Genomic DNA, 23,662 nt, shown 5'->3' on the forward strand with positions numbered 1-23,662 from the left:
AAAAAACGGGAAGCCTGAGCTCCCCGTGGTTATCGCTATTCACGCACCTTAATCGATCTGACGCACATCCACGCGCAGCTCTTTCGGCACTTCAAACACGATATTCTCTTCACGCCCGCTGATCTCATGCACGTCCAGGCCGCCCAGCGCTTTCAGGCGAGAGATCACCTCCTGCACCAGCACGTCCGGCGCTGAAGCACCGGCGGTGACGCCGATGTTGCGCGCTTCGCTCAGCCAGCTTTCCTGAATATCCGCCGCCGAGTCGATAAGATAAGCCGGTTTGCCGACGCGCTGCGCCAGCTCCGCCAGACGGTTGGAGTTGGAGGAGTTTTTCGACCCCACTACCAGCACCACGTCCGCATCGCCGGCCAGATTGCGCACCGCTTCCTGACGGTTGGTGGTGGCGTAACAGATATCATCCTTGCGCGGGCCGATAATACTCGGGAAACGCTGCCGCAGCGCGTCGATCACGTCCGAGGTATCATCTACCGACAGCGTGGTCTGCGTCATGAAGCACAGGTTATTTTCGTCCTTCACCTGCAGCTTCCACACGTCATCCGGCGACTCGACCAGGTACATGCCGCCCTGCGGGTTGCTGTACTGGCCCATGGTGCCTTCCACCTCCGGGTGCCCGGCGTGACCGATCAGAATAGCTTCGGTGCCGCGGCGGCTGGCGCGCGCCACTTCCATATGCACCTTGGTCACCAGCGGACAGGTGGCGTCGAACAGCATGGTCAGATCGCGCGCCTTGGCTTCGGCGCGCACCGCCTGAGAAACGCCGTGCGCCGAGAAGATCAGGATAGAACCGTCCGGCACTTCGGCGATCTCTTCGATAAACACCGCGCCGCGCTCACGCAGGCTGTCGACCACGTAGCGGTTGTGCACCACTTCATGCCGCACGTAGATCGGCGCGCCATACAGCTCCAGCGCGCGTTCCACGATGCTGATCGCACGATCGACCCCGGCGCAGAAGCCGCGCGGGTTAGCCAGCAATATTTGCATGCGTCTCCTCCTGCTGCGGATCGATCTCCAGCACTTCGATATCGAAGGTCACTGGATGACCCGCCAGCGGATGGTTGAAATCGACGGTGATCGAGTCTTCCGCCACCGCGCGCACCACGCCCGGCATTTCGCTGCCGTCGATGGCGGTAAACAGCATGATGGTGCCCACGTCCGGCACGCCGGTTTCCGCGAAGTCGCGGCGCGAGAAGAACTGGACCAGATCCGGGTTCTCCGCGCCGAACGCCGCTTCCGGCTGCAGGGTAAAGGCGCATTTGTCGCCCGCGCGCAGGCCGAGCAAATGCGCTTCCAGCGGCGCCGACAGGCTGCCGTCACCCAGACGGAACAGCGCCGGTTTGCCGCTGCTGCGGGTGGATTCGGCGGTCGAACCGTCTTCCAGTTTCAGCGTAAAGTGAACCAGCACCGCGCTGTCACTGATAACCTGAGCCGTCATATTACTCACCTTTACTCTTTGCGCCTTTGCTCGCCGGCGACAGGAAACCTTCCAGCACGATCATCGCCGCACCCACGCAGATAAAGCTGTCCGCCAGATTGAAGGTCGGGTAGTGCCAATCACCGACGTAGAAGTCGATGAAGTCGACCACGAAACCGTGCCACAGGCGATCAAACAGATTGCCCAACGCCCCGCCGATAATAAAGGCGTAGGCGATGTTGTTCAGCTTCTGCTGCGCAGTGCTGCGATACATCATCACCAGCAGCACCGCGACGATGGCGATGGCGATGCCGGCGAAGAACCAGCGCTGCCAGCCGCCATGGTCTGCCAGGAAGCTGAACGCAGCGCCGTAGTTGCGCGCGTAAAACAGGTTGAACGACGGGATCAACGGCTGGGACTGGCCCAGCGCAAAGTTAGCGAGGATCCACTGTTTGCTGCCGAAATCCAGCACCAGCACCGCCACCACAACCCACAGCCAACGCAGGCCGGTCGAACAAATTGGTTTACTCATCAGGCGCGAATTCTCAGGCAAAGTTACGTTTCTCGCCGTCACCGGCGACGTTGCTTACACAGCGGCCGCAGATGTCTGCATGCTCCGCCACCAGACCGATATCGGTGGTGTAATGCCAGCAGCGCGGGCACTTCTCACCCGGCGCCGTGCTGAAGGCGATCTTCAGCCCTTTCAGCAGCTCGGAAGCCTGTGCGTCGGCCGGCGCATCCGCCAATGGCGCAACGCTTGCCGCAGAGGTCAGCAGCACAAAGCGCAGCTCATCCTGCAGGCTGTTCAGACGCGCCGCCAACTCGCTGTCGGCATACAGCGTCACCGCCGCTTCCAGCGAACCGCCGAGGCGTTTGTCGGCACGCGCCTGCTCCAGCACCTTGTTCACTTCGCCGCGCACTTTCAGCAACTCGGCCCAGAAAGCGTCGTTCATCGGCTCGCCTTCCGCCAGCCCGAACAGGCCGTCGTACCACTCTTCAGTGAACACGTACTGCGCGCGTTTGCCCGGCATGAAGCCCCAGATCTCGTCTGCGGTGAACGACATGATCGGCGCCATCCAGCGCACCAGCGCTTCGACGATGTGATACAGCGCGGTCTGGCAGCTGCGGCGGGCGACGCTGTCGCTCTTGGCGGTGTACTGGCGATCCTTGATGATATCCAGATAGAACGAGCCCATCTCGACCGAACAGAACTGCATCAGACGCTGCACCACTTCGTGGAAATCGTAGTTGGCGTAAGCCTGCTCGATATCCCGCTGCGCCGCCAGCGCACGGCCGACCGCCCAACGATCCAGCACCACCATGTCTTCCGGCGCCACGCAATCGGTGCTCGGCTCGAACCCGTTCAGGTTGGCCAGCAGGAAGCGCGCGGTGTTGCGGATGCGGCGATAAGAGTCGGCAGAACGCTTGAGGATCTCGTCGGACACCGCGATCTCGCCGGTGTAGTCGGTCGACGCCACCCACAGACGCAGAATGTCGCCGCCCAGCTTGTTCATCACGTCCTGCGGGCTGACGGTGTTGCCGATCGACTTGGACATCTTGCGGCCCTGGCCGTCGACAGTGAAGCCGTGGGTCAGCACTTCCTTGTAAGGCGCTTTGCCCTTCATCGCGGTGGAGATCATCAGCGATGACATGAACCAGCCGCGATGCTGGTCGGAGCCTTCCAGATACATGTCGGCGCCGTGACCGTTAAACTCAGGGCGCACGTCAACCACCGAGGCGTGAGTGGAGCCGGAGTCGAACCACACGTCCAGCGTATCCGGCACTTTCACGTAGTCGGCGGCTTCCGCGCCGAGGATGTCGGCCGCGTCCAGATCCCACCAGGCCTGAATGCCGTCCTGCTCGACGCGCTTGGCCACTTCTTCCATCAGCTCAACGCTGCGCGGGTGCAGCTGCTCGGTCTCTTTATGCACGAACAGCGACATCGGCACGCCCCAGGTGCGCTGACGCGAGATGCACCAGTCCGGGCGGTTGGCGACCATCATTTCGATGCGCGCCTGGCCCCAATCCGGGATCCACTGCACGCCCTTGATCTCTTCCAGCGACTGCTGACGCAGGCCTTTCTGATCCATGCTGATGAACCACTGCGGCGTGGCGCGGAAGATGATCGGCGTCTTGTGGCGCCAGCAGCACGGATAGCTGTGCAGGAACTTCTCGACGTGCAGCAGCGCGCCTTTCTCACGCAACAGGTCGACGATCAGATCGTTGGCCTTGAAGACGAATTTGCCGTCCAGCAGTGGATAGGTGCCGGTCAGGTAGCAGCCGTTCGGCCCCACCGGGTTGGCCACTTCCAGACCGTATTTCTGACCGATCACGAAGTCGTCCGGGCCGTGGCCTGGCGCGGTGTGCACCGCACCGGTACCGGCGTCCAGCGTCACGTGCTCGCCGAGGATCGCCGGCACGTCGAAGTCCATGAACGGGTGTTTGAAGCGCAGCAGCTCCAGATCGGCGCCTTTGCAGCTGCCCAGCACCGTCCACTCGGTGATGCCGGCGCGTTTCATCACGCTTTCCACCAGCTCGGCCGCCAGGATCAGGCACTGGCCGTCAACCTGCACCAGCTGATAGGTGAAGTCCGGGTGCAGCGAGATCGCGCGGTTGGCCGGCAGGGTCCACGGGGTGGTGGTCCAGATAACTAGGGAGATGGAGCCGCTGAAGTTGCTCACGCCGAACTTGGCCGCCACGGCAGCCGCATCGGCCGCATGGAAGCTCACGTCGATCGACGGCGAAGTCTTGTCGTAGTACTCCACTTCCGCTTCCGCCAGCGACGATCCGCAGTCGGTGCACCAGTGAACCGGCTTGGCGCCTTTCAACAGGTGGCCGTTGCTGATGATCTTGCCCAGCGCGCGGATGATGTTGGCTTCTGTTTTGAAGTCCATGGTCAGGTAAGGACGATCCCAATCGCCCAGCACGCCCAGACGGATGAAGTCCTTCTTCTGGCCCTCAACCTGCTCGGCCGCGTATTCGCGGCACTTCTGGCGGAACTCGGCCGCCGTCAGCTTCTCGCCCGGCTTGCCATACAGCTGTTCAACCTTCAGTTCGATCGGCAGGCCGTGGCAGTCCCAACCCGGCACATAAGGCGAGTCGAAGCCGGCCATCCCTTTCGACTTGATGATAATGTCTTTGAGAATCTTGTTAACCGAGTGACCAATGTGAATGCTGCCGTTCGCATACGGAGGGCCGTCATGCAAAATGAAGGTTTTTTTGCCCTTTTTGGCAGTACGAATAATCCCGTACAGATCCTGTTCATACCAACGTTGCAGCATGCCAGGTTCACGCTTGGCGAGGTCGCCGCGCATCGGGAACCCTGTTTCCGGCAAGTTCAGGGTATTCTTGTAGTCACTCATTAGATTCTCGGTTCCGTTTTCGGCTATAGAGATTAAACCGGTGTCTGTAGCCCGAAGAACTTCCGGGCCGTCACCACATCATTGGCGATCTGCTGCTTCAGGGCATCGAGCGAAGCAAACCGCTGTTCATTGCGCAATTTTGCGCGGAGCACCACCTCAATATGGCGCCCGTAAAGATCCATTGTGACATCCAGCAGATGCACTTCCAGCTGCTGGCGCACGCCGGCGACGGTCGGGCGCGTGCCGATGTTGGCCACGCCCGGCAGCGGCTGCGGCCCCAGGCCGTACACCTCCACCGCATATACCCCTTTCACCGGCGCCACCAGGCGCTTGAGCGGCAGGTTGGCGGTCGGGAAGCCGATAGTGCGCCCCAGCTCGTCGCCATGCACCACCCGCCCTGAAATACTGTAAGGGTGGCCCAGCAGGGTCTCCGCCAGCGGTAGATCGTCCTCGCTCAGCGCGGTGCGGATCGCGGTGCTGCTGATGCGCCGCTCGCCCTCGCGGAAGGTCGGGGTGCTGACCACCTCGAAGCCGTACTCTTTTCCGGCCTGCTGCAATAGCGGGAAATCGCCCTGACGCCCGGCGCCAAAGCGAAAATCATCCCCCACCATCAGGAATTTGACGCCCAGTTTTTCCACCAGCAGCTCGGCGACGAACGCCTGCGCGGTGTTGGCGGCGAAACGCGGATCGAATTTGACGCACAGCAGGTAATCGACACCCGCCTGCGCCAGGTAGTTGGCCTTGTCGCGCAGGCGCGTCAAACGGGCCGGCGCCTTGTCTGCGGCGAACATCTCCAGCGGCTGCGGCTCAAAGATCATGACCATCACCGGCAGCCCGAGGCGTTTCCCCTGTTGCTTCAACTGTTCCAGCAACGCCTGATGGCCGCGATGCACGCCGTCAAAGTTGCCGATGGTGAGCACGCAACCATGGTGGCGCGCCCGGATATTGTGAATGCCGCGAATTAGCTCCATAGCTGGCTCAAAACAGTGGAAATCGGCGGATTATACCTTGTACAGCCGGTAAGGTTAACCCGCGATTGGTGCCTTTATGTAATAGACATACCATACCGGAGATAATCTGCGCGTGAAACGGCTTCGCCGCAGTTTATCCGGCGCCGCCGGGCCGATTCTCGACCGCGGCCAACGGCTTGCGCCCGGTGCGGCAAAACATTGGCGAATTTTCTCGCGAAACACTGTATTCCCAAGAGCGAAGCTGGTAAAATCCTGCGCCATCACAACGTAGCGAGTGCCGCCTGTACAAACGGCGCTTATTTGCACAAATCCATTGACAAACGAAGGCTAAAAGGGCATATTCCTCGGCCTTTGAATTGTCCTCAATAGAATATATTTGGGAGTTGGACCTTGGCTAATATCAAATCAGCTAAGAAACGCGCCGTACAGTCTGAGAAACGCCGCAAGCATAACGCAAGCCGTCGCTCAATGGTGCGTACCTTCATCAAGAAGGTAGACGCAGCTATCGCAGCTGGCGACAAAGAAGCAGCACAAAATGCATTCCTGGTAATGCAGCCACTGGTGGACCGTCAGGCAGCTAAAGGCCTGATCCACAAAAACAAAGCAGCGCGTCATAAGTCAAACCTGACTGCACGCATCAACGCAATGCAATAAGCATTTCGTTATCTGCTTGATAAAAAAACCGGCTCAGGCCGGTTTTTTTACGCCCTGCGTTCAGCGAACCGCTAGCAGGAAAACAGCGCCGAGAAATCTTTGTTGCACACGCGCTGCACCGCCGGGTGCTGGATCATGCGCTCGGCGAAGATGATGTAATACTCCTCCTGCACGCTGTCGATGCGTCCGATCTCCACCACGTTGTCATCGTTGTAGGTATCCTGCGCATACAGCGTCGGCGCCACGAAAATCGCATTGTGGTACATACCGAAGGCCTTCATCAGCGCCGCATCGTCGAACTCGCCCAGAATCTCCACCTGGATGCCCTGCGTATTGAACCAGTTGAGCAGCTTGCGCCCCAGCATCGAACGGCGGCCGGGGATCAGCAGCTTGCGCTGTTCCAGGCAGGCCGGGAACGGCAGCTCCGGCGCCGGCTGGCGGCAGAAGAAACTGATGCCGCACTCGCCCAGCTTCAGCGAAAACAGCCCTTCCTGCTGGCTGGAGTCCACCGGGCAATCCGACAGGATCATATCCAGCTTGTGCTGGCTGAGCTGCTCCAGCAGCATCTCGTGCGTCGATTCAAAACAGCGCAGGTGGATCTGCTCGTTGTCCACCACCACCGCCGCCTCCAATACCTGGCTGACCAGCCGCTTCGACAGCGCATCCGCCACGCCGACGTCGAACAGCAGGTTGGACTCTTTGCGGTAGTTGACGATATCCAGCATTTCCTGGCTGAGCATAAACATCTTGTCGGCATAGCGGAACACCAGTTGCCCCAGTTCCGAAGGCACCAAGCCGCGCCCCTGGCGCTTGAACAACTTGCCGTCCAGCCGCTCTTCCAGCGCTTTGATCTGGCCGGTGATGGTCTGCGGCGTCAGGAACAACGCTTCGGCGGCGCCGACCACGGAGCCGGCCTTGCAGACCTGCCAGAAATAGTAAAGGTGATTAAAGTTGATATGCGACATCCTCACGAGCGGCTCTCCTTAACAACGTTTCGCAGCGGCAAACGGTGTGCCGTGACGAGCGACAAACTTCCTTTCCCTGCTTCAGACAACGTATAACCCCATTAGTCCCAACGAAGAACGGCCGAAGCTGCACATATTTTATACCGCGCAGCTCCGACCAGCCATTTTTTATGCGCCCCTGTCGGGCGCATTCAGGATTAACGCACGCGCGGCAACGCCAAGCGTAGTAATCCGTACCCGACTACCGCCGCAGCGGTGGAGCCCAACAGGATCCCCAGACGGGAATAGGTGCTGAGCGCCGCATCCGCATCGCCGAAAGCCAGCGAGGCGATGAAAATCGACATGGTGAAACCAATACCACAGAGCACCGAAACGGCAAACACCTGTTTGAAGCCGATGCCCTCAGGCAAGCGGGCGATACCCATCTTCACCGCCAGCAGGCTGAAGAGGAAAATACCCAGCGGCTTGCCGATAAACAGGCCGGCCGCAATCCCTACCGGCAGCAGCGACGTCAGCCCTTCCAGCGATACGCCCTGCAGAGAAACCCCGGCGTTGGCGAAGGCGAACAGCGGCAGGATCATAAACGCCACCCACGGGTGCAGCTCATGCTCCAGCGTCTCCGACGGCGATGGCCCCTTCTTCACGTTCAGCGGGATCATAAAGCCGACGATCACCCCGGCCAGCGTCGCATGCACTCCGGACTTGAGGATCGCCACCCACAGCACCAGGCCGACCATCATGTACAGCGAGGTCTTGCCGACGCCGCGCCAGTTCATCACCGCCAGCAGCGCGGTCGCCGCCGCCGCCACGCCCAGCGCCACCATCGACACTTCGTGGGTATAGAACAGCGCGATGATGATAATCACGCCCAGGTCATCGATGATCGCCAATGCCAGCAGGAACACTTTCAGGCTGGTCGGGACGCGATTGCCCAGCAACGCCATCACGCCCAAGGCGAAGGCGATGTCGGTCGCGGCCGGGATCGCCCAGCCCTGGCGGGTGACTTCGTCCGCGCCGTTGAACAGCAGGTAAATCAGCGCCGGCGCCAGCATGCCGCCCAGCGCGGCGATCGCCGGAAACACCGCCTTGTCGCGCCCGGACAGCGAACCTTGCATCAGCTCGCGCTTGACCTCAAGCCCCACCACCAGGAAGAAGATGGCCATCAGCCCGTCGTTGATCCACAGCAGCAGCGGCTTGGCGATCTCCAGCGAAGCGACCTTCACCATCACCGGCAGATTAAGAAAGGCCTGATAGATCCCTTGCGCCGGGGTGTTGGCCATGATCAGGGCGACGATCGCCGCCGCGATCAGGATGATGCCGCCCGCGGCTTCCTGACGTAAAAATTGACGAATAATGTTGGTCACAATACGTCTCTCCAAATCTGTGCAAGGCGCAGCGCCCTGCGAACCACAGTCATGAAGTGAGTATAGATGGCGTTTTAGTTCGAAAAAATAAGTTTATAAATGCTAAATAACTCGAAAAAACCGATTAAAAGCGCGAATAAGTCACATTTATATTGGGGAATTAGAGGTTTGGTGCACAAATAAAAACCCCGGGACAAAAGCCCGGGGTTCGCACATAAGCCAACAGAAACAGAAGGTTAGCGAGTCAGATCGTCAAAGAACTTTTTCACCCCGTCGAAGAAGCTCTTCGAACGCGGGCTGTTCTTGTCACCAGACGGACCACCCAGGCTCTCTTCCAGCTCACGCAGCAGCTGCTTTTGCTTGTCGTTCAGATTGACCGGAGTTTCCACCACTACGCGGCACAGCAGGTCGCCCTGGCTGCCGCCACGCACCGATTTCACGCCCTTGCCGCGCATGCGGAACAGCTTGCCGGTTTGGGTCTCCGAAGGCACCTTCAGTTTCACCCGGCCATCCAGCGTCGGCACTTCAATCTCGCCGCCCAACGCCGCCATGGCGAAGTTGATCGGCACTTCACAGTACAGGTTGTTGCCTTCACGCTCGAAGATCGGGTGCGCTTTCACCTGCACCTGAACGTACAGATCGCCCGCCGGTGCGCCGTGCTCGCCGGCTTCGCCTTCACCCGCCAGGCGGATGCGGTCACCGGTATCCACGCCGGCCGGAATTTTCACCGACAGCGTTTTGGATTTCTCTACCCGGCCATGACCGTGGCACTTGTTGCACGGATCTTTGATGATCTGACCGCGACCATGACAGTGCGGACACGCCTGCTGCACGGTGAAGAAGCCCTGGCGCATCTGCACCTGCCCCTGACCATGACAGGTTGGGCAGGTAACCGGTGAGCTGCCCGGCTTGGCGCCGCTGCCGTGGCAGACGTCGCACTCTTCGAGCGTCGGGATGCGGATCTCTTTGGTGACGCCACGTACCGCTTCCTCGAGGGTCAGCTCCATGTTATAGCGCAGATCGGAACCGCGGCTGGCGCGCTGACGGCGGCCTCCGCCGAAGATGTCGCCAAACACGTCGCCAAAGATATCGCTGAAGTCGGCACCGCCGCCAAAGCCGCCGCCGCCCATGCCGCCTTGTTCAAAGGCCGCGTGCCCATACTGGTCGTAGGCCGCGCGTTTCTGATCGTCGGTCAGGACTTCGTAAGCTTCTTTAACTTCTTTAAACTTGGTTTCGGCGTCTTGTTCCTGGTTGCGGTCAGGATGGTATTTCATCGCCAGGCGCTTGTACGCCTTTTTGATCTCACGTTCATCCGCCGTCTTACTGACGCCGAGAATCTCGTAATAGTCTTTCTTCGCCATTCTTTCGCTTACCCTTAACATGCGTGCACGGGCGCAGAGTTGCCTCGACGCCCGTGCTGGTTTCCGGGAGCGGCATCTCGCCGCCCCGTGCCCGCTTAAGGGCGATTATTTTTTGTCTTTAACTTCTTCGAACTCGGCGTCAACCACGTCGTCGTCTTTCTGCGCCGCGTTGTCCGCGCCGGCGTCAGCACCCTGCTGAGCCTGCTGCGCCTGAGCCATTTCCAGCAGTTTGCCGGAAACCTGCACCAGCGCCTGAGTCTTCGCTTCGATCTCGGCTTTGTCTTCGCCTTTCACCGCCGCTTCCAGATCTTTCAGCGCTGCTTCGATCGCCGTTTTGTCTTCCGCCGGCAGTTTGTCGCCCGCTTCTTCCAGCTGCTTGCGAGTGCCGTGGATCAGGTGATCCGCCTGGTTACGAGTCTGCACCAGCTCTTCGAACTTGCGGTCCGCTTCAGCATTCAGCTCGGCGTCGCGCACCATTTTCTGGATTTCGTCTTCGTTCAGGCCAGAAGATGCCTTGATGGTGATCTTCTGCTCACGGCCGGTGTTCTTGTCTTTGGCAGACACATGCAGGATGCCGTCGGCATCGATATCGAAGGTCACTTCGATCTGCGCCATGCCGCGCGGTGCCGCCTGGATGCCGTCCAGGTTGAACTGGCCCAGAGATTTGTTATCGCTGGCGCGCTTACGCTCACCCTGCAGCACGTGGATGGTTACCGCAGACTGGTTGTCTTCAGCGGTAGAGAACACCTGGCTGTGCTTGGTCGGGATAGTGGTGTTTTTGGTGATCAGCGGCGTCATCACGCTGCCCATGGTTTCGATACCCAGCGACAGCGGGGTCACGTCCAGCAGCAGAACGTCCTTCACATCACCGGCCAACACGCCGCCCTGTACCGCAGCGCCCACGGCAACCGCTTCGTCCGGGTTCACGTCTTTACGCGGCTCTTTGCCGAAGAAGTCTGCAACTTTCTTCTGCACCATTGGCATACGGGTCTGGCCGCCAACCAGGATCACGTCCTGAATGTCGGAAACCGACAGGCCTGCGTCTTTCAGCGCCACTTTCAGCGGCTCGATGGAGCGCGCCACCAGATCTTCAACCAGCGACTCGAGTTTGGCGCGAGTCACTTTGATGTTCATGTGTTTTGGACCGGTCGCATCTGCGGTGATGTACGGCAGGTTGACGTCGGTCTGCTGCGCGGAAGACAGCTCGATCTTCGCTTTCTCAGCGGCTTCTTTCAGACGCTGCATCGCCAGCGGATCGTTGCGCAGATCGATGCCCTGATCTTTTTTGAACTCTTCCACCAGATAGTTGATCAGACGGCTGTCGAAGTCTTCGCCACCCAGGTGGGTGTCACCGTTGGTTGCCAGTACTTCGAAGGTTTTTTCGCCGTCAACGTCGTCGATTTCGATGATGGAGATATCGAAAGTACCGCCGCCCAGGTCATAAACCGCGATGGTGCGGTTGCCGACTTCTTTGTCCAGACCGTAGGCCAGGGCCGCAGCGGTCGGTTCGTTGATGATGCGTTTTACTTCCAGACCCGCGATGCGGCCGGCGTCTTTAGTCGCCTGACGCTGGGCGTCGTTGAAGTAAGCCGGTACGGTGATAACCGCTTCAGTTACCGGTTCGCCCAGGTAATCTTCCGCCGTTTTCTTCATTTTCTTCAGCACTTCCGCAGAGATCTGCGGCGGAGCCATTTTCTGGCCTTTCACTTCCAGCCAGGCGTCGCCGTTGTCGGCTTCGACGATTTTGTACGGCATGATCGCTTTGTCGCGCTGCGCTTCTTCATCCTGGAAGCGGCGACCGATCAGGCGCTTGATGGCGAACAGGGTGTTTTCAGGGTTGGTCACTGCCTGACGCTTAGCCGGCTGGCCAACCAGAGTTTCACCGTCCTGGGTATATGCGATAATAGAAGGAGTAGTGCGGTCGCCCTCGGCGTTTTCCAGCACGCGTGCCTTGGCACCATCCATAATTGCTACGCAAGAGTTGGTAGTACCCAGGTCGATACCAATAATTTTGCCCATCTAAACGTCTCCACTAAAAAATTCATAATCAGTCAGGTTGCTAGCCTATATGCGGGCGATTTTTTACTTTTCAACTGCCCGATATCTCAGTGCGACCCGCGGTTAGCAACTGCGGTTGCAAATAAGATGGGGCCATACAATCCGGCATCAAGGGGCAAGGCGAAAAAAATTTCTTTTTTTATCGTCATTCAGATCATTGTTTCCGGCTGCGGGGATCATTATGATGCGCGCGCTCTGATGGAAAACTTCGATTTTTTGGCCATTCAGACCATTTATTATTTTACTTCGCTGTTTCCGTTAATTTTCTGTTATCGCAGAGGACTTATGCACACCAACAAGTTGGCGAATCCCGGCCCTCTCGGCCTGATGGGCTTCGGGATGACCACCGTCTTGCTGAACCTGCACAACGCGGGCTTTTTCCCACTGAACTCCGCCATCATCAGCATGGGAATTTTCTTCGGTGGCCTGGCCCAGATCCTGGCCGGTCTGCTGGAATACAAGAAGGGCAACACCTTCGGCATGACCGCGTTTACCGCCTACGGCAGCTTCTGGCTGAGCCTGGTCGGCCTGCTGCTGCTGCCGCGCCTGGGCCTGGCTGAAGCCACCGAGGCGCACGTGCTGGGCATCTACCTGGCGCTGTGGGGCGTCTTCACCCTGTTCATGTTCTTCGGTACTCTCGGCGCCAACCGCGTGCTGCAGTTCGTGTTCGCCAGCCTGACGCTGCTGTTCGCCCTGCTGGCCGTCGGCAACATCACCGGCAACCACGCGCTGCTGACCTTCGCCGGCTATGAAGGCATCATCTGCGGCGCCAGCGCCATCTACCTGGCGATGGCAGAAGTGCTCAACGAGCAGTATGGCCGCACCGTGCTGCCGATTGGCGAACCGGCTACGGCTCGCGTCGCGGCATCGCCGGTCACGGCGTAATCGCCCCCCTTAACGAAAAGCCCTGCGATGCGGGGCTTTTTTTTAGCTGTAAGAATCGGCTTGCCGCTCTCCGGCTTCGCTGTTGAGGTCGCGATGCAGGTAGACACCGAGCAGCAGCCCGATCAGCGACAGCGCCAGTACGTAGTAAGCGGGCGCTAACGGGGTTAATTTCATGATCAGCGTCACAAAAATAGGGGTTAAACCGCCGAAAATAGCGTACGAGACGTTATATGAGAACGAGATGCCGGTAAACCGCACTTCCGCCGGGAATGCCCGCACCATCACGTACGGCACAGCCCCCACCACGCCTACGCTGAACCCCACCAGGGCATAGCAGGCGAACAGCATTTCCGGGCGTACGCCCACCGTTTGATAAAACAACCAGCTGCAGCCGGCCAGCAGCAAACTGCCGACCACCAGCGTTTTGCTGGCGCCGAAACGATCGGCCGACACGCCGGCGACGATGCAGCCGGCGATCAGCATGATGGTGGCGATGCTGTTAGCCTGCAGCGTCAACGCCGGCGCGATGCCGAACTGTTTTTGCAGATAGGTCGGGGTCATCAGGATCACCACCACGATGCCGGCGGAGAGCAGCCAGGTCAGCAGCATCGATACCGCCACTTCCCGTTTGTAGTTGAGCACCACCGATTTCAACGGCAGTTCTTCGGCCAGCGCTTTACGCGCCTGCATCTCGATGAAGATCGGCGTTTCCTGCAGCCAGCGGCGCAGGTACATCGCCACCAGGCCGAACATGCCGCCCAGCAGGAAAGGAATGCGCCAGCCGCCGCCGGCGATGCTCTGCGGGCTGAGCGTGGTGTTGATCACCGTCGCTACCACCGAACCCAGCAGGATGCCGACCGTCAGCCCGGCGGTCAGCGTGCCACAGGCGAAGCCGATGCGCCGGCGCGGCACGTGTTCGGCGACGAAGACCCAGGCGCCCGGCACTTCCCCGCCGATCGCCGCCCCTTGCAGCACGCGCATCAACAGCAGCAGCAGCGGCGCAGCGATACCGATGCTGGCGTAGGTCGGCAGCAGGCCCATCGCCAGCGTCGGCAACGCCATCAGCAGAATGCTCAGGGTAAACATCTTTTTGCGGCCGACCAGATCGCCGAAGTGCGCCATCACGATGCCGCCCAGCGGGCGGGCCAGATAGCCGGCGGCGAAAATGCCGAAAGTCTGCACCAACCGCAGCCACTCCGGCATGTCCGCCGGGAAGAACAGATCGCCGACCACGGCAGCGAAGAACACGAAGATGATGAAGTCGTAAAACTCCAGCGCGCCGCCCAACGCGGCCAACGTCAGCGTTTTGTAGTCTTGCCGGTTCAGCCGGCGATTAGTGTCGTGAGGCATAGGGCACCGTCGGTAAAGGCTGTAAAAATAAAAGCCGCAGGCTTTCTGTAAAAGAATCCTTACTATAGCGGCAAATTATTTTCACACCAGACGGACTGAAGCCGATCTCGCAGAACGCTGAAATTTAGAGGTTTATCTCGCGGCGCGCGCTCTTTGGCCGAAATGCTGCTACCACCGCGGCGTGCGTTTCGACGTAAGGCCCGTCGAGCAGTTGAATGCAATAAGGCACGCTGGCGAAGATGCCGTGTACCACCGCATTGCCCTGCTCATCCTTCACCCCTTCCAGCGTCTCCTTGATCGACTTCGGCTGACCGGGCAGGTTGATGATCAGCGCCTGTTTACGGATCGCGCCCACCTGACGAGAAAGAATTGCCGTTGGCACATAGTGTAGGCTGATCTGACGCATTTGCTCGCCGAAGCCGGGCATCACGCGATCGGCGATCGCCAGCGTGGCGTCGGGGGTGACGTCGCGGCGCGCCGGCCCGGTGCCGCCGGTAGTCAGCACCAGATGGCAGCCCATTTCATCCACCAGCTCACACAGCGTTTGTTCAATCTGCGTCTGCTCATCGGGGATCAGTCGGGTTTCCAGCTTGAACGGCGTTGCCAGCGCGCCGCTCAGCCACTCTTCCAGCGCCGGGATGCCTTTATCCTGGTAAACGCCGCCGGAAGCGCGGTCGGAAACGGAAACCAAACCAATACGTAAAATATCCATGCGTAACCTCTACTGCCTGATGGGGTCCGAACGGGTTCGTCCCCCGCTCTGTTGTCATTGCCGAGAGTATAAGGGCTTCCCCCGCCGGCGGGAGCGCCGGGCATAAAAAAAGGTGGCCTGAGCCACCTTTTTACTGTGCGATCTGCGGCGATTACAGCAGGTCGGCGATCATTTTTTCCAGTTTGCCCTGGTCTACGGCGAACTTGCGGATGCCGTCGGTCAGTTTTTCAACCGCCATCGGATCCTGGTTGTGCTGCCAGTAGAACTCAGGTTCAGTCAGTGCGGCAGGACGCGCCTTCACTTCACCGGTGTAAGACAGTTTGCGCTCCAGCGCGCCTTCGCTCTCCGCCAGCTCTTTCAGCAGCGCAGGGGCGATAGTCAGGCGGTCGCAGCCGGCCAGCTCGATGATTTCGCCGACGTTACGGAAGCTGGCGCCCATCACCACGGTGTTGTAACCGTGCTGTTTGTAGTACTGGTAAATCTCGGTCACGGAGATCACGCCCGGATCTTCATGCGGCGCAAACTCTTTCTTGTCGCCGTTGGCTTTGTACCAGTCGAGGATACGGCCGACGAACGGCGAGATCAGGTAAACGCCAGCTTCGGCGCAGGCGCGAGCCTGAGCGAAGGAGAACAGCAGGGTCAGGTTACAGTTGATGCCTTCTTTCTCCAGCTGCTCCGCCGCGCGGATGCCCTGCCAGGTAGAAGCCAGTTTGATCAGGATGCGATCGTTGCTGATGCCGGCTTCGTTGTACAGCTTGATCAGGCGCTTGGCCTTGGCCACGCTGGCCACGGTGTCGTAAGACAGACGCGCGTCCACCTCGGTGGAGATGCGGCCCGGAACCAGTTTGAGGATCTCCAGACCGATGTTGACCGCCAGCTTGTCGGCGGCGTCGGCGATCTGCTGCTCGCGATCGCTGCTCTGGCCGCGCGCCCAGGCGATGGCTTCGTCAATCAGTTTGCGGTATTCAGGAATTTGGGCTGCATTGAGGATCAGCGAAGGGTTGGTTGTGGCGTCCTGCGGTTGATACAGCTTCATTGCCGCGATATCACCCGTATCTGCAACCACCGTAGTCAGCTGGCGCAGGGAAGTTAATTTGTCGGTCATGTTGGCATTATCTCATCGTTTGTGCATGAACTTTTGGCATTGTTCAACCATGCCCTGCCCTGATAATAACATGCGCCAAGCCCGGTGCAAGGCTGGAAAACCGCGGCGCGCAAGCATCTGTTTTATCCTTGGGCGAGCAACCGTTTACGCCGATATCTTTCGCCATTACCGAGCGGATGAAAAGGCAATAACGTGCTATCACCCGAATAAATTATGTTAAATTCGAAAAAATTGATGCAATTCGTCCGCTAATCTGCGAAAAATCTTAATCGACTGACGCCGGACCGATTCCAGCTAAGCTCTTGTAAAAAATAGGCCAATGTTTTTCACCTGCGGTGGATGCTGCCAGGTGCGCATTAAATTTCGATAAGAGGAGGGATCCCTTGACGGACCTGATGAATTTTATAAACAACATTTTGTGGGGGTCGGTGCTGATTTATCTGCTGCTTGGCACCGGCATTTACTTCACGTTGCGCACCCGCTTTATTCAGCTCCGCCACTTCAGCCACATGTTCTCGGTGTTGAAAAACAGCAATAAAAGCGACAGCGCCGGCATCTCCTCTTTCCAGGCGCTGTGCACCACGCTGGCCGCGCGCGTCGGCACCGGCAATCTGACCGGCGTCGCCATCGCCCTGACCGCCGGCGGCCCCGGCGCCATCTTCTGGATGTGGGTGGTAGCGTTTATCGGCATGGCCACCTCATTTGTGGAAAGCTCGCTGGCGCAGCTCTACAAAACCAAGGACGATAACGGCAACTACCGCGGCGGCCCGGCCTACTACATGGAAAAAGGCCTTGGCATGCGCTGGATGGGCGTGCTGTTTTCCATTTTCCTGATCATCGCTTTCGGTCTGGTGTTCAACGCCGTACAGGCCAACTCCATCGCGCAGGCCTCCGCCGTCGCCTTCCACTTACAGCCGCTGCATGTCGGCATCGGCCTGGTGGTGCTGAGCGGCGTGGTGATCTTCGGCGGCATCCGCTCCATCGCCAAAGTGGCCGAGCTGGTGGTACCGCTGATGGCCGGCGCCTACCTGCTGCTGGCCCTCTGGGTGATTGGCCATAACATCGAACACATGCCGGCGATCCTGACGCTGATCTTCAAAAGCGCCTTCGGCCTGCAGGAAGCCGCGGCAGGCGCGGTCGGTTACGGCATTTCTCAGGCGATGACCCAGGGCGTGCAGCGCGGCCTGTTCTCCAACGAAGCCGGCATGGGATCGGCGCCAAACGCCGCGGCGTCCGCCTCGCCTTATCCGCCGCATCCCGCCTCACAGGGCTACGTGCAAATGCTCGGGGTGTTTATCGATACCATCGTCATCTGCAGCGCCACCGCGGCGATCATCCTCTCCTCCGGCATTCTCGATCAGCCGACCGACAGCATCAGCGGCATCGATCTGACCCAGCGCGCGCTGTCGACCGCCGTCGGCAGTTGGGGCGCGCCGTTCGTCGCCATCGCCATCTTCTTCTTCGCCTTTACCTCGATCATCGCCAACTACGCCTATGCCGAGAGCAACCTGGTGTTCCTCGAGCACAACCACCCGGGCGGCCTGCTGATCTTCCGCTGCGTGGCGCTGGGCATGGTGATGTTCGGCGCGCTGGCGGAGCTGCCGCTGGTGTGGAAAATGGCGGATACCTCCATGGCATTGATGGCGATCACCAACCTGACGGCGATCCTGCTACTGTCGCGGGTGGCGCTGAAGCTGGCCGACGATTACCACCGTCAGCGCCGCCTGGGCAAACTGCCGACCTTCGATGCCAACCGCTACCCGGAGCTGAAGTCGCAGCTGGAGCCGGGCGTGTGGGACGATCAACAGCCGCCGCGCTGAATTTTCCGGGGCGTGTGCGATGTGCGCCCCGCCTATTGGACCGATTGCCCCTTTTTTCCGCGCTTTTTGCTACAGTATGCGCACTTGGATAAACAGGATCTGGCCATGCTCGTTATTATTTCCCCTGCAAAAACGCTCGATTACGAAAGCCCGCTGGCGACACAACGCTTCACGCAGCCCGAACTGCTGGACAAGTCTCAACGGCTTATCAAAATTTGCCGCGAGCTGACGCCGGCGCAAATCGCCAGCCTGATGAGCATCAGCGACAAGCTGGCCGGGCTCAACGCCGCGCGCTTTAGCGAATGGCAGCCGAAATTTACCCCTGACAACGCCCGCCAGGCGCTGCTGGCCTTCAAGGGCGACGTTTATACCGGCCTGCAGGCGCAGGATTTCAACGAAGCCGATTTCGACTTCGCCCAACAGCATTTGCGCATGCTGTCCGGCCTGTATGGCGTGCTGCGCCCGCTCGATCTGATGATGCCGTACCGGCTGGAGATGGGCATCAAGCTGGAAAACCCGAAAGGCAAAGACCTGTACAGCTTCTGGGGCGATCAGATCACCCAAAAACTCAACGAAGCGCTGGAGCAGCAGGGCGACGACGTGGTGGTCAACCTGGCGTCCGACGAGTATTTCAAGGCGGTGAAGCCGGCCAAACTGCATGGCGCGCTGATCAAGCCGGTGTTCCTCGACGAGAAGAACGGCAAGTACAAGGTCATCAGCTTCTACGCCAAAAAAGCGCGCGGGTTGATGAGCCGCTTTATCATCAAAAACCGCCTGACGCGCAGCGAACAGCTGGTGGACTTCAATCTGGAAGGCTACGCCTTCGACGAAGCCGCCTCGCAGGGCAACGAGCTGGTGTTCAAACGCCCGGAACAGGCATAAAAAAAGCCGTCGCAAGACGGCTTTTCGCATTTTAGCCGGCCGAACGTCAGGCCGGCAGCCCCATCAGGAATTTGCGCAGCTCGCCGAAATTGGCCGGCAGCGTGTGCGACAGCAGCGGCAGATCGGCCCGCAGCGCCAGCGCTTTCGGCAACGGCAGTTCCTGGCCGAGGATCGCTTCCACGCTCTCTTTAAACTTGGCCGGATGCGCGGTGCCGAGGAACAGCCCGAACTCCCCTTCCTGCAGCTGATCGCGCAGCGCGCGGTAAGCGATGGCCGCATGCGGTTCGGAGATATAGCCCAACTCAGCCAGTTCTCGCATGGTGTCTTGGGTGGTCTCATCGCTGACCGCCGCGTGCCCCAGCTCTTTCAGTTGCCAGACCTTACGACGGAACAGTTCCTCCACGCGCGGCCAGTTGTTTGGCTGGCTCACGTCCATGGCGTTGGACAACGTCGCTACCGTGGCGTGCGGCTGCCACTGGCCGCTGGTCAGGAAGCGCGGCACGGTGTCGTTGGCGTTGGTCGCGGCGATGAAACGCTTCACCGGCAAGCCCAGCGATTTGGCCAGCAGCCCGGCGGTCAGGTCGCCGAAGTTGCCGCTCGGCACCGAAATCACCAGCTGATTGCGCGCTTCCTGCGGCAGCTGCGCCACCGCTTCGAAGTAGTAGCAGATCTGCGCCAGCAAGCGGCTGATGTTGATCGAGTTGGCCGAGTTCAGGTGCAGCGCCTCTTTCAACTCCTGATCGTCGAACGCCTGCTTCACCAGCGCCTGGCAGGCGTCGAAATCGCCGTCGATCGCCACGGTGTGAATATTGCCGCCCAGGGTGCAGAACAGCTTTTCCTGCAGCGGGCTGATTTTGCCCTGCGGGTAGAGGATCACCACCCGAACGTTCTTCAGGCCATAGAAGGCGTGCGCCACGGCGGCGCCGGTGTCGCCGGAGGTGGCGGTCAAAATGGTCACCGGCTGATCGCCGGCCACTTCCGCCAGCATCTGCGCCATAAAGCGGCCGCCGAAGTCTTTGAACGCCAGCGTCGGGCCGTGGAACAGCTCCAGGCAAGAGACATCCTCGGTCACTTTCGCTACCGGTGCCGGAAACTCAAAGGCGGCCTGAACACGTTTCTTCAGCGCCGCCTCCGGCACTTCTTCGCCGATAAAGGCCGACAGAATGCGGCTGCTGCGGGTGACAAAGTCCTGCTCCAGCAGTTGGTCAATCTCGGTCAGTTCGAACTCCGGCAGCTCCAGCGGGAAGAACAGCCCCTGCTGCTTGCCCAGGCCTTGTTTGATCGCCTGCGCGAAGCTGACCTGCTCGTTGTGATCCTTAAGGTTGTACAGTTTCATGCGTTATCCCAGTAGTCGAGCGCCTGCGGTATCCAGACGGCAAATATGAACAAAACCTTCGTCGTTTTGCAGATAGTGTTGTTGCAGCCAGGCGGCCATGCGTTGCGCGGTGGCGCCGTCGTTGCAGACGGCGAACAGCGTCGGGCCGGAGCCGGAGATGCCGCAGGCCAGCGCGCCGATCTCCTGCGCCGCCTTGCGCGCTTCGGCGAAGCCCGGCAGCAGCCGGGTGCGGTACGGTTCGGCGATCACGTCCTTCATCAATTTGGCGGCCAGCTGCGGCTGCCGGGTGTGGCAGGCGTGAATAAAGCCGGCCAGATAACGGCCATGGCTGATGCAATCCTGGCGGCGGTACTGCGCGGGTAAAATAGCGCGCGCTTCGGCGGTGGAGACCTTAATGCCCGGATAGGCCATCACCCACAGCCAATCGTCGAAGCACGGCACTTCCTGGCTGATAATGCCGTCTTCTTCCAGCATCAGCTGCAGGCCGCCCAGGTAGCAAGGCGCTACGTTGTCGTAATGCACGCTGCCGGAAATGCGCCCTTCCAGCTCGCCCATCAACCCGAGCATCGTGTTTTTGTCCAGCGGGCGATCGCAGTATTCGTTCATCGCCATCAGCCCGGCGACCACCGAACAGGCGCTGGAACCCAGCCCCGAACCGATCGGCATGTTCTTTTCCAAACGCATCGCCACCGGCACTTCGCGGCCGATCTCCTGGCAGAAACGCTCCCAGCATTGATATACGATGTTCTCTTTCGGATCGGCCGGCAGCTTGCTGACGAAGCGCCCGGCGTTTTGCAGACTGAACGTCTCGGCGGCTTCCACGCTGACGCAGTCGCCCAGCAGCGTGCCGTCGATCGGCGAAACCGCCGCGCCCAGCACATCAAAACCGACGCTGACGTTACCGATCGAGGCCGGTGCATACACCTTAACCATATTAAACTCCCAACTTCCATGACAGTGTGCGCAGCAGATCGGCGAACACGCCCGCTGCGGTCACATCGTTACCGGCGCCGTAGCCGCGCAGCACCAGCGGCAGCGGCTGATAGTAGCGGCTGTAGAAGGCCAGCGCGTTCTCGCCGTTCTTCACTTTATACAACGGATCGTTGCCGTCCACCGCCTCAATGCGCACCTTGCAGCGCCCTTCGTCGATCAGGCCGACATAGCGCAGCACCTTGCCTTGCTCGGCGGCGTTGGCCACGTTGCGCGCAAACTCTTTATCCAGTTCCGGCAACCGCGCCAGGAACTGATCCACGTCGCCCGAGGCGTCGAAGGACGGCGGCAGCACCGGCTCGACCTCGATATCGCTCAGCTCCAGTTTGTAACCGGCCTCGCGCGCCAGGATCAGCAGCTTGCGCGCCACGTCCATACCGGACAGATCGTCGCGCGGATCCGGCTCCGTGTAACCGTTGGCCCGGGCCTGCAGAGTCGCCGCCGACAGCGACAACCCTTCGTCCAGCTTGCCGAAGATAAAGGACAGCGAACCGGACAGGATGCCGGAGAAACGCACCAGCTCATCGCCGGCGTTCAGCAGGTTTTGCAGGTTCTCGATCACCGGCAGACCGGCGCCGACGTTGGTATCGTACAGGAACTTGCGATGCGAACCGGCGGCGGCCGCGCGCAGTTGCTGATAATAGTTCATCGACGAGGTGTTGGCCTTTTTGTTCGGCGTCACCACGTGGAAGCCGTCCGCCAGGAAGTCCGCGTATTGATCGGCCACCGCCTGGCTGGAGGTGCAGTCGACGATCACCGGGTTCAGCAGGTGATACTCTTTCACCAGCCGGATCAGGCGGCCGAGATTAAACGGCTCCTGCGCGCCGGCCAGCTCGTCGCGCCAGCTGTCCAGCGCGATGCCGTGCACATTGGTCAGCATCACGCGCGAGTTGGCGATGCCGCACACCCGCAGATCGATATGCTTTTGCTTCAGCCACGGCTGCTGGCGGTAGATCTGCTCGATCAACGCCCCGCCGACGCCGCCGACGCCGATGACGAACACTTCGATCACCTGATCGGTATTGAACAGCATCTGGTGGCTGACGCGCACGCCGGTGGTGGCGGAGTCATTGCTGACCACCACCGAGATTGAGCGCTCGGAAGACCCCTGGGCGATGGCGACGATATTGATGTTGGCGCGCGCCAGCGCGGAGAAGAAGCGCGCGGAGATGCCGCGCAGGGTGCGCATGCCGTCGCCGACCACCGAGATGATCGCCAGGCGTTCCATCACATCCAGCGGATCCAGCACGCCGTCTTTCAACTCCAGATAAAACTCCTCTTCCAGCGCGCGACGGGCGCGCTGCAGCTCGCCTTGCGGCACGCAGAAGCTGATGCTGTATTCGGAAGAGGACTGGGTGATCAGCACCACCGAAATGCCGGCGCGCGACATCACGGCGAACACTCGGGCGGCCATGCCGACCATGCCTTTCATGCCCGGCCCGGAGACATTGATCATCGCCATGTTGTTCAGGTTGGTGATGCCTTTCACCGGCATCGCGTCATCGGTGCCGTCCTGACCGATCAGCGTGCCGGGGGCCTGCGGGTTGGAGGTGTTTTTAATCAGGCAAGGGATTTGGAACTGGGCAATCGGCGTGATGGTGCGGGGGTGCAATACTTTGGCGCCGAAATAGGAGAGCTCCATCGCCTCTTGGTACGACATCGATTTCAGCAACCTGGCGTCTGGCACGGTGCGCGGATCGCAGGTATAAACGCCGTCGACGTCGGTCCAGATCTCGCAACAGTCGGCGCGCAGGCAGGCGGCCAACACCGCGGCGGAATAGTCGGAGCCGTTGCGGCCCAGCACTACCAGCTCGCCCTTGTCGTTACCGGCAGTGAAACCGGCCATCAGCACGATGTGGTCAGCCGGGATCGCCGCAGCAGCGATGCGCAGCGTGGATTCGGCGATGTCCACGGTGGACTCCAGGTAGTGGCCCTGCGCCAGCAGTTTCTCCACCGGATTGATTACCGTGACCGGGTAGCCCTTGGCGCGGAACACCCCTTCCATGATGGCGATGGAGAGCTTTTCGCCGCGGCAGATGATCGCCGCATTGACGCTATCCGGGCACTGCCCCAGCAGCGAGACGCCGTGCAGCACCTGCTTGAGCTGCGCGAACTCCTGCTCGACCATGCCTTTCAGGCGATCGTACTCAAAGCCCGGCAGCGCCTGCGCCAGGCCGCTCAGCAGGTCGGCAAAGATCCGCTCTGCGTCGCTGATATTCGGCAGAATGTCCTGACCCGCCACCGTTTTGTCGATCATCGCCACCAGATGGTTGGTGATCTTTGCGGGGGCGGACAAGACCGTGGCTACCTGTCCCTGACGCGCGTTACTCTCCATGATGTCGGCGACGCGCAGAAAACGTTCTGCATTCGCTACCGAGGTTCCGCCAAATTTCAGCACTCGCATTTGTGATCTCT

Annotated in this window: 19 protein-coding genes; 4 read left to right on the plus strand and 15 right to left on the minus strand. The window is 60.1% G+C overall.

Features of this window, described 5'->3' with window-relative positions; translation table 11 throughout:
- Positions 1 to 48: 48 nt before the first annotated feature.
- Genes ispH through ribF form a run of 5 tightly spaced genes read right to left on the minus strand, consistent with a single transcriptional unit; the run spans position 49 to position 5,765 of the window.
- Positions 49 to 1,002 (minus strand): 4-hydroxy-3-methylbut-2-enyl diphosphate reductase, encoded by a 954-nt coding sequence (ispH, locus tag GKN89_RS12725; protein WP_004932946.1) that lies wholly within the window; start codon positions 1,000 to 1,002, stop codon positions 49 to 51.
- Complete coding sequence (fkpB, locus tag GKN89_RS12730; protein WP_019455024.1) at positions 983 to 1,453, minus strand: FKBP-type peptidyl-prolyl cis-trans isomerase; 471 nt, start codon at positions 1,451 to 1,453, stop codon at positions 983 to 985. The genes ispH and fkpB overlap by 20 nt, the downstream gene beginning before the upstream one ends.
- Before the next feature lies 1 nt (position 1,454).
- Entirely contained in the window at positions 1,455 to 1,964 is a 510-nt protein-coding gene (gene lspA / locus GKN89_RS12735) for a signal peptidase II (RefSeq protein ID WP_019455023.1), read from the minus strand.
- 13 nt (positions 1,965 to 1,977) lie between these two features.
- Positions 1,978 to 4,794 (minus strand): isoleucine--tRNA ligase, encoded by a 2,817-nt coding sequence (ileS, locus tag GKN89_RS12740; protein ID WP_019455022.1) that lies wholly within the window; start codon positions 4,792 to 4,794, stop codon positions 1,978 to 1,980.
- Between the two features lie 32 nt (positions 4,795 to 4,826).
- Positions 4,827 to 5,765: a bifunctional riboflavin kinase/FAD synthetase gene (gene ribF, locus GKN89_RS12745; protein ID WP_019455021.1), complete on the minus strand. Its 939-nt coding sequence runs from the start codon at positions 5,763 to 5,765 to the stop codon at positions 4,827 to 4,829.
- 390 nt (positions 5,766 to 6,155) lie between these two features.
- Here ribF and rpsT point away from each other — a divergent pair, with 390 nt between their 5' ends.
- Positions 6,156 to 6,419: a 30S ribosomal protein S20 gene (gene rpsT / locus GKN89_RS12755; RefSeq protein WP_004932960.1), complete on the plus strand. Its 264-nt coding sequence runs from the start codon at positions 6,156 to 6,158 to the stop codon at positions 6,417 to 6,419.
- A 71-nt stretch (positions 6,420 to 6,490) separates the two neighbouring features.
- Here the strand turns inward: rpsT and nhaR are convergent, their stop codons facing one another.
- From nhaR to dnaK, 4 genes are all read right to left on the minus strand, one after another.
- On the minus strand, positions 6,491 to 7,390 hold the full coding sequence (nhaR, locus tag GKN89_RS12760) for a transcriptional activator NhaR (RefSeq protein ID WP_025159627.1): 900 nt from the start codon (positions 7,388 to 7,390) through the stop codon (positions 6,491 to 6,493).
- Between the two features lie 191 nt (positions 7,391 to 7,581).
- Positions 7,582 to 8,748 carry a Na+/H+ antiporter NhaA gene (gene nhaA, locus GKN89_RS12765; protein ID WP_019455019.1) on the minus strand — a complete coding sequence of 389 codons (1,167 nt, stop codon included), beginning with the start codon at positions 8,746 to 8,748 and terminating at the stop codon, positions 7,582 to 7,584.
- 236 nt (positions 8,749 to 8,984) lie between these two features.
- Entirely contained in the window at positions 8,985 to 10,109 is a 1,125-nt protein-coding gene (gene dnaJ, locus GKN89_RS12770; protein WP_004932969.1) for a molecular chaperone DnaJ, read from the minus strand.
- A gap of 105 nt (positions 10,110 to 10,214) precedes the next feature.
- Positions 10,215 to 12,128 (minus strand): molecular chaperone DnaK, encoded by a 1,914-nt coding sequence (dnaK, locus tag GKN89_RS12775; RefSeq protein WP_004932972.1) that lies wholly within the window; start codon positions 12,126 to 12,128, stop codon positions 10,215 to 10,217.
- A 324-nt stretch (positions 12,129 to 12,452) separates the two neighbouring features.
- Here dnaK and satP point away from each other — a divergent pair, with 324 nt between their 5' ends.
- Positions 12,453 to 13,052, plus strand: a complete 600-nt coding sequence (gene satP / locus GKN89_RS12780) for an acetate uptake transporter (RefSeq protein ID WP_025159626.1) — start codon at positions 12,453 to 12,455, stop codon at positions 13,050 to 13,052.
- A gap of 42 nt (positions 13,053 to 13,094) precedes the next feature.
- On the opposite strand, the gene GKN89_RS12785 is transcribed toward satP, so the two are convergent.
- From GKN89_RS12785 to tal, 3 genes are all read right to left on the minus strand, one after another.
- A complete protein-coding gene (locus GKN89_RS12785; protein WP_019455017.1) occupies positions 13,095 to 14,402 on the minus strand; it encodes an MFS transporter in 1,308 nt (435 codons plus the stop codon).
- A 124-nt stretch (positions 14,403 to 14,526) separates the two neighbouring features.
- Entirely contained in the window at positions 14,527 to 15,114 is a 588-nt protein-coding gene (mog, locus tag GKN89_RS12790; RefSeq protein WP_004932980.1) for a molybdopterin adenylyltransferase, read from the minus strand.
- 151 nt (positions 15,115 to 15,265) lie between these two features.
- Entirely contained in the window at positions 15,266 to 16,219 is a 954-nt protein-coding gene (gene tal / locus GKN89_RS12795) for a transaldolase (RefSeq protein WP_004932982.1), read from the minus strand.
- Between the two features lie 383 nt (positions 16,220 to 16,602).
- Here tal and GKN89_RS12800 point away from each other — a divergent pair, with 383 nt between their 5' ends.
- Both GKN89_RS12800 and yaaA read left to right on the plus strand, forming a co-directional pair.
- Positions 16,603 to 18,039 carry a sodium:alanine symporter family protein gene (locus tag GKN89_RS12800; RefSeq protein WP_063918135.1) on the plus strand — a complete coding sequence of 479 codons (1,437 nt, stop codon included), beginning with the start codon at positions 16,603 to 16,605 and terminating at the stop codon, positions 18,037 to 18,039.
- Positions 18,040 to 18,144: 105 nt separating this feature from the next.
- On the plus strand, positions 18,145 to 18,921 hold the full coding sequence (gene yaaA, locus GKN89_RS12805) for a peroxide stress protein YaaA (RefSeq protein ID WP_025159625.1): 777 nt from the start codon (positions 18,145 to 18,147) through the stop codon (positions 18,919 to 18,921).
- Positions 18,922 to 18,967: 46 nt separating this feature from the next.
- On the opposite strand, the gene thrC is transcribed toward yaaA, so the two are convergent.
- The 3 genes from thrC to thrA are packed head-to-tail and all read right to left on the minus strand — an operon-like array spanning position 18,968 to position 23,651.
- Positions 18,968 to 20,257 carry a threonine synthase gene (thrC, locus tag GKN89_RS12810; protein WP_063918134.1) on the minus strand — a complete coding sequence of 430 codons (1,290 nt, stop codon included), beginning with the start codon at positions 20,255 to 20,257 and terminating at the stop codon, positions 18,968 to 18,970.
- Positions 20,258 to 20,260: 3 nt separating this feature from the next.
- Entirely contained in the window at positions 20,261 to 21,190 is a 930-nt protein-coding gene (gene thrB / locus GKN89_RS12815; protein WP_063918133.1) for a homoserine kinase, read from the minus strand.
- A gap of 1 nt (position 21,191) precedes the next feature.
- Positions 21,192 to 23,651 carry a bifunctional aspartate kinase/homoserine dehydrogenase I gene (gene thrA / locus GKN89_RS12820; protein WP_063918132.1) on the minus strand — a complete coding sequence of 820 codons (2,460 nt, stop codon included), beginning with the start codon at positions 23,649 to 23,651 and terminating at the stop codon, positions 21,192 to 21,194.
- Between the last annotated feature and the right edge of the window lie 11 nt (positions 23,652 to 23,662).

This window comes from Serratia sp. YC16, from assembly GCF_009707615.1.
Classification (GTDB): domain Bacteria; phylum Pseudomonadota; class Gammaproteobacteria; order Enterobacterales; family Enterobacteriaceae; genus Serratia; species Serratia surfactantfaciens.

Bases quoted from the DNA above. Each gene is read 5' to 3' on its own strand.
- ispH (WP_004932946.1), bottom strand. From the start codon at position 1,002: ATGCAAATATTGCTGGCTAACCCGCGCGGCTTCTGCGCCGGGGTCGAT.
- fkpB (WP_019455024.1), bottom strand. From the start codon at position 1,453: ATGACGGCTCAGGTTATCAGTGACAGCGCGGTGCTGGTTCACTTTACG.
- lspA (WP_019455023.1), bottom strand. From the start codon at position 1,964: ATGAGTAAACCAATTTGTTCGACCGGCCTGCGTTGGCTGTGGGTTGTG.
- ileS (WP_019455022.1), bottom strand. From the start codon at position 4,794: ATGAGTGACTACAAGAATACCCTGAACTTGCCGGAAACAGGGTTCCCG.
- ribF (WP_019455021.1), bottom strand. From the start codon at position 5,765: ATGGAGCTAATTCGCGGCATTCACAATATCCGGGCGCGCCACCATGGT.
- dnaJ (WP_004932969.1), bottom strand. From the start codon at position 10,109: ATGGCGAAGAAAGACTATTACGAGATTCTCGGCGTCAGTAAGACGGCG.
- dnaK (WP_004932972.1), bottom strand. From the start codon at position 12,128: ATGGGCAAAATTATTGGTATCGACCTGGGTACTACCAACTCTTGCGTA.
- satP (WP_025159626.1), top strand. From the start codon at position 12,453: ATGCACACCAACAAGTTGGCGAATCCCGGCCCTCTCGGCCTGATGGGC.
- GKN89_RS12785 (WP_019455017.1), bottom strand. From the start codon at position 14,402: ATGCCTCACGACACTAATCGCCGGCTGAACCGGCAAGACTACAAAACG.
- mog (WP_004932980.1), bottom strand. From the start codon at position 15,114: ATGGATATTTTACGTATTGGTTTGGTTTCCGTTTCCGACCGCGCTTCC.
- tal (WP_004932982.1), bottom strand. From the start codon at position 16,219: ATGACCGACAAATTAACTTCCCTGCGCCAGCTGACTACGGTGGTTGCA.
- yaaA (WP_025159625.1), top strand. From the start codon at position 18,145: ATGCTCGTTATTATTTCCCCTGCAAAAACGCTCGATTACGAAAGCCCG.
- thrC (WP_063918134.1), bottom strand. From the start codon at position 20,257: ATGAAACTGTACAACCTTAAGGATCACAACGAGCAGGTCAGCTTCGCG.
- thrB (WP_063918133.1), bottom strand. From the start codon at position 21,190: ATGGTTAAGGTGTATGCACCGGCCTCGATCGGTAACGTCAGCGTCGGT.
- thrA (WP_063918132.1), bottom strand. From the start codon at position 23,651: ATGCGAGTGCTGAAATTTGGCGGAACCTCGGTAGCGAATGCAGAACGT.